Annotated in this window: 7 protein-coding genes; 2 read left to right on the plus strand and 5 right to left on the minus strand. The window is 62.8% G+C overall.

The window, feature by feature from the left end:
- The first annotated feature begins 97 nt into the window (after positions 1-97).
- Positions 98-499 carry a tetratricopeptide repeat protein gene (locus AC5JJ6_RS00730; RefSeq protein ID WP_496040198.1) on the plus strand — a complete coding sequence of 134 codons (402 nt, stop codon included), beginning with the start codon at positions 98-100 and terminating at the stop codon, positions 497-499.
- Between the two features lie 256 nt (positions 500-755).
- Entirely contained in the window at positions 756-1391 is a 636-nt protein-coding gene (locus tag AC5JJ6_RS00735; protein ID WP_496040199.1) for a hypothetical protein, read from the plus strand.
- Here the strand turns inward: AC5JJ6_RS00735 and AC5JJ6_RS00740 are convergent.
- The 5 genes from AC5JJ6_RS00740 to AC5JJ6_RS00760 all read right to left on the minus strand — a co-directional run.
- Positions 1342-1680 (minus strand): hypothetical protein, encoded by a 339-nt coding sequence (locus tag AC5JJ6_RS00740; RefSeq protein ID WP_496040200.1) that lies wholly within the window; start codon positions 1678-1680, stop codon positions 1342-1344. The two genes, AC5JJ6_RS00735 and AC5JJ6_RS00740, sit on opposite strands and share 50 nt — an antisense overlap.
- 13 nt (positions 1681-1693) lie before the next feature.
- On the minus strand, positions 1694-1996 hold the full coding sequence (locus AC5JJ6_RS00745) for a hypothetical protein (protein WP_496040201.1): 303 nt from the start codon (positions 1994-1996) through the stop codon (positions 1694-1696).
- A gap of 219 nt (positions 1997-2215) precedes the next feature.
- The gene (locus AC5JJ6_RS00750) at positions 2216-2806 is read right to left on the minus strand and encodes an NADPH-dependent FMN reductase (protein WP_496040202.1); all 591 of its coding nucleotides are present in this window, start codon (positions 2804-2806) and stop codon (positions 2216-2218) included.
- 88 nt (positions 2807-2894) lie between these two features.
- A complete protein-coding gene (locus tag AC5JJ6_RS00755) occupies positions 2895-3581 on the minus strand; it encodes a VOC family protein (protein ID WP_496040203.1) in 687 nt (228 codons plus the stop codon).
- Positions 3582-4075: 494 nt separating this feature from the next.
- Positions 4076-4445, minus strand: a 370-nt coding sequence (locus AC5JJ6_RS00760; RefSeq protein WP_496040204.1) for a cytochrome P460 family protein, incomplete at its 5' end; no start/stop codon positions are given.

Consider the following 4445-nt stretch of genomic DNA (forward strand, 5'->3'; position numbering starts at 1 on the left):
GCAAAGCCTTGCTCGGAGCCCTCTTGGCCGCCCTGCTGCCCACCACCCCAAAACCTGAATAGAGCCTCTCGGCGAGCCTGAGCGCGGCGCGGCGATTGTGGACCGGGCGATCAGACTGAACCCGCGCTTTCCCATGTGGTTCCGAAACGCAATGCGGGAAGCATACTTCTTCTCCGGCCGCTTCGAAGACGCAGTCCGGGCAATACTCGGCCGCGATGACGGTTCCTCCAACGTGGCGGACAAGATGCTGCTGGCAGCGGCCTACGGCCATCTCGGCGACATGCAAAACGCGCAGCGGGCGGCTGAGGCATTGTTGAAAGACGTGCCTAGCTTCTTGGCCGAGTTGGGCTTCAACTTCAGCTACTTCTTTATTCGGGAACGTGAACGCAGTCTTTTTGTCGAAGGCTTCCGCAAGGCAGGTCTGCAAGTCTGCGCCTCGCGCACCGATTTGGCATCGTACCCGAAAGCTGTGCGTCTGTCGGAATGCATGACGCCGTGAGTGCCAATTATCAGGGTGAACAGCCGTAAAGCAGTGTAGTCCGCCTGATCGAGCAGCAGGGGATGGCTGCAGTCACGCGTCGATGCAGTCGATTATGCCGCCTGCTGCATTTGGTCGTTGCTTCACGCTTCCAGCGCCACGAGCAGCTCTGCTGGCTCAGGATCAACATTGGCTACATCGAGAACGTCCGAACTAAATCGGAACCGCTGCGGAAGCCCCTATATGATGCATAAGGTGCGTTCACCGGGAGTTTGCCATGACAGGCCGGGAAGACCCGCAATCGTTACACAATCGGATCGTTGACACCGCGATCGATCTCGCTGAGCAGGAGGGCTGGGAGGAACTTCGCCTGCGTAAGGTCGCCGAACGGTGTGGCGTGCCACTGACCGACGTGCTCTCCGAGTTCCGCGACATTGATTCAGTAGCCAGTGCGTGGTTCGAACGGACGCTCGCTGCCATGCTTCAACCGCCGGAACCCGGCTTTCAGGGACGGCCCGCCAGCGAGCGGGTCCACACTGTGATGATGCGATGGTTCGAGGCCACTGCCACCCATCGGCGCCTCACCGGCGAGATGATCCGCACCAAGCTTTATACGTCGCACCCGCACCACTGGGTGCCGATGGTCTTCAGTCTGTCGCGCCTGATCCATTGGGTGCGCGAGGCGGCTCTGCTCGATGCCGGCGGACGGCAGCGGCAGGCCGAAGAGATCGGCCTGCCGCTGGTTTTTCTCAGGACCCTGCGCGAATGGCTACGCGATGCTACGCCGGGACACCAACATACCCGGCGCTATCTCGCCCGCCGGCTCGTCTGGTTGGATTGCCTGACCCGTGAGGGAAGGTCGATCACGCCGCCTCCTGCACCCGATCGGCGTTCCGGTCCTCCAGAACCTTGAGCAGATCCGCTGGCGCCCTGGCCAGCCCCAGCGTCTGCAGAGCGCGCCTGACATCCCGTGCGGTGGGCGGGGCTAGCTGAGCGATCAGCGCCTCGAAGGCTTCGGGGAAGCTGCAATCGTGCCGTTGCATGTAGTCCCTGAACGGGTCATTGCTGACCATCCTGTTGGTGGGCTGTGGCCGGTCCGTCCCGTCGAACAACGTATAACGGGTCGCAGTCACGCCGATCGCCCGCACTTGGTCGAGCAGGACATTGTCGGGAGTGTGGATCGGCGTCCAAGCTTGGGCCACGAGCTGGGGCAGCTCAAACGTAAGCCTCCTTTTCCACGGACAACTTGCTGTGCGTGTTCAGCGTCGAGCGGGTCGGGGTGCCGCCGCCCCTCTCGCTCGGCGACTTCGTTCGAATGCCGCACGTCCTGACCAGCCAGCGCGGCGACCCGCATGGGGTGGTGGACGATGCCCTCGAGAAGCTGGGGCTGACGCTCACGGTCACGCTCACGATCCAACACTTCCTCGCCGTTCCCTGCATCATCCGCAGCGCGCCCGTCGTCGCGACCATGCAGGCGCGGATCGCGCGCTTCTTCGCCGTGGAGTTCGGCCTCGACATCAGTTCAGCCCCGGTGGAACTTCCAACGGGCTTCCACCTCGCTCCTCTGGCACGCGTCCTACGATCACGGCCCGGCGCACGGGTGGCTGCGCCGTACGATCGTGTATCTCGTGGCGGAAACGGTGGTGGAACCCAAAGGCGCTGGTTACCGCGGCGTGAACTTCGGCGCACAAAATCAGGGCCGTATGGTTCTCAACGACGGGACAGGCCTGTTCGCGGTCAATACGGCGGTGGCTTACGCTGCCGCTGCGCCTTTGCCGCTTCGACCCACCACGCGAGATCATCAGCAAAGCGCGGGAATGCGCCTTCGAGCGCCTTGCCGCCCTCGCCGGTCGGTTCGCCCTCAACCGACAAGGTCTGTCCGATGGGGCCGACAGCGATCGTGCTCGAGATCACCACCATCCCCATTTCGGAGAGCGTGCCGTGCCAGGCGGTCGCGGCCCGCGCGCCGGACAGACGGCCGGCCGAATAGCTCACGATCGCGGCTGGCCGCCAGAACCATTCCTCCAGAAAATGGTCGGTGAGGTTCTTCAGTCCGGGCTGGACGCCCCAGTTGTACTCGCCGGTCACGAAGACGAACCCGTCGGCGCTGCGGATCTTCCGCGCCAGTTGTTCGAGGGCCGCGGGGGCCTCGCCCTTCGGATACTCCTTGTACATCCGGTCGAGCATCGGAAGATTGATTGCCTTTGCGTCGACCAACTCGACGTCGTCCCCGCGGCGCCGCAACCGCTCGACCATGAACTCGGCGAGCCGGATACCCGTCCGGTCGGAACGATAGGAGCCGTAGAAAACAAGAATTTGGTTGCTCATTGCAGTCACTCTGCGGCCAGCTTCGGGCAGCGTACGGTCCACCGGCCGTCGGCGAACCGTTGCTGACGATGGAGACGCCGTTGCAAGCTTACTGCGGCAACGGCTTGCCGGCTTGCTCGTTGACAATGTACTCGGCGTACCACTCGGGCCAGTTCACATCATGCTCGCCGGTGCGCTTCTCGTGCTCGCCGTGCGCAGCCGCTGCGCGACGGAGCGTGGCCGCGAGAGCAGCAGCCGAAGTGAAGGCCGTGCCTGCCTCCACGCGCCCCGGGAGGCGCTCGGTGACTTCCTGGAGCAGCCAGCCGTTGCCGTCCGGATCGCTGAACGAGGCGTACGAGCGGTAGCTGCGATGTTCGGGATCCGGACCGCTGACCCGAACACTCCCGAACAGGTAGGGCTCGTCCGGGCCAGCGTATACGTCGCCGGCGTCGTGGAACGTCTCGCTGACCCTCACGCCGCGACGGAGCAGCTCCTGGCGAGCAGCCTCGATGTCGGAAACGATGAGGTACAGTCCCTGGGCGGAGCCAGGTGCCGCCGCAGTCACGTTCTTGCCGAAGATGACCGAGCACTCGGAGCCAGGCGGCGTGAACTGGATCACGCGCCAGTCGTCACCGGCGGCGAAGTCGGCGTCGAGCCTCCAGCCCAGACCTCCGTAGAACTGCTTTGCGCGATCGACATCTGAAACAGGGATGACGACGACCTCGAGCTTCATGACGGCCGACTGCGCTCCTGAAATCCCGGTTGTAGTTTCGCTGTGCATCTGAGTACTGCTCATGTCTATCTCCTACAGCTTGGGTGCCTTGAAAGTGGTGGGGTCAGGTCGGTGCTGGGTACGAATGCTGCAGCGGTATGAACACTGTCCAGTGCTCCCAGGCGAAGAGCTTCTGGCTCTCCTCCGGGGTGCGAGGTGACCGCCGCGTTTCTGTTTTGTGGAAGTAGATCAGGCCTGGGAAGGCTCGTTCCGAAGCTCTATAGTGATCCCCATTCGGAAACGCTGTCAGAATCTTGGCAATAGATTCGGCCGTCGCCGCCGACCCCCCCCCTTTCGGCCTCTGCCGGATTTGCGAGAAGATAAGGCGCCGACAACTCCGGCCAGTGCGGAAGTCAGCAGAACTTGGCGCCTGCAAATCGGCGAACTTTGCTTGGACATGACCGTTCTCCCGGTCTGAGTCGAGGCGCTGACAACTTACCGACACGCCCGCTCAGTTCCGAAATGAGGACGCAAGCATCATCGGAGCGGACGGCAGCGGCGACAATCCTATGTGCCGCTCACCGCCTCCCGTAGGCCGTGAAAACGTAATCCTTTGCTGCCACTATCGCATGGCACGCAACCCCGCACCTGGCGTCACCGACGTATCTTTCATCGGCGCTGTACGTGTCGGACGCGGGGTCGTGGCTAAACTGCGCGTATCCCCATCCGCCGCTGTCGCTGTCCGGGAATCTCTTGCTATCTTTCACCATGAACCCAATGGCCACCAGGGTATCCGGCACATTCACGGGAAAGGGAGACTCCGCATTCTCTTTCAGCTTCCACTCGACTTTGGCGATCTTGGAGCCTTCGGGGAAAGGCTTGCCGTTACCGGGAATGCCAGTCCGGTAGGCGTCGATCATCACGGGATTGGCGAGCATCATCTTCAGA

It is taken from the genome of Skermanella sp. (assembly GCF_059503625.1).

What these genes read in the sequence shown, in the direction of transcription:
- AC5JJ6_RS00755 (WP_496040203.1), bottom strand. Translation starts at nt 3,581, where the DNA reads ATGAGCAGTACTCAGATGCACAGCGAAACTACAACCGGGATTTCAGGA.
- AC5JJ6_RS00735 (WP_496040199.1), top strand. Translation starts at nt 756, where the DNA reads ATGACAGGCCGGGAAGACCCGCAATCGTTACACAATCGGATCGTTGAC.
- AC5JJ6_RS00750 (WP_496040202.1), bottom strand. Translation starts at nt 2,806, where the DNA reads ATGAGCAACCAAATTCTTGTTTTCTACGGCTCCTATCGTTCCGACCGG.
- AC5JJ6_RS00745 (WP_496040201.1), bottom strand. Translation starts at nt 1,996, where the DNA reads ATGTCGAGGCCGAACTCCACGGCGAAGAAGCGCGCGATCCGCGCCTGC.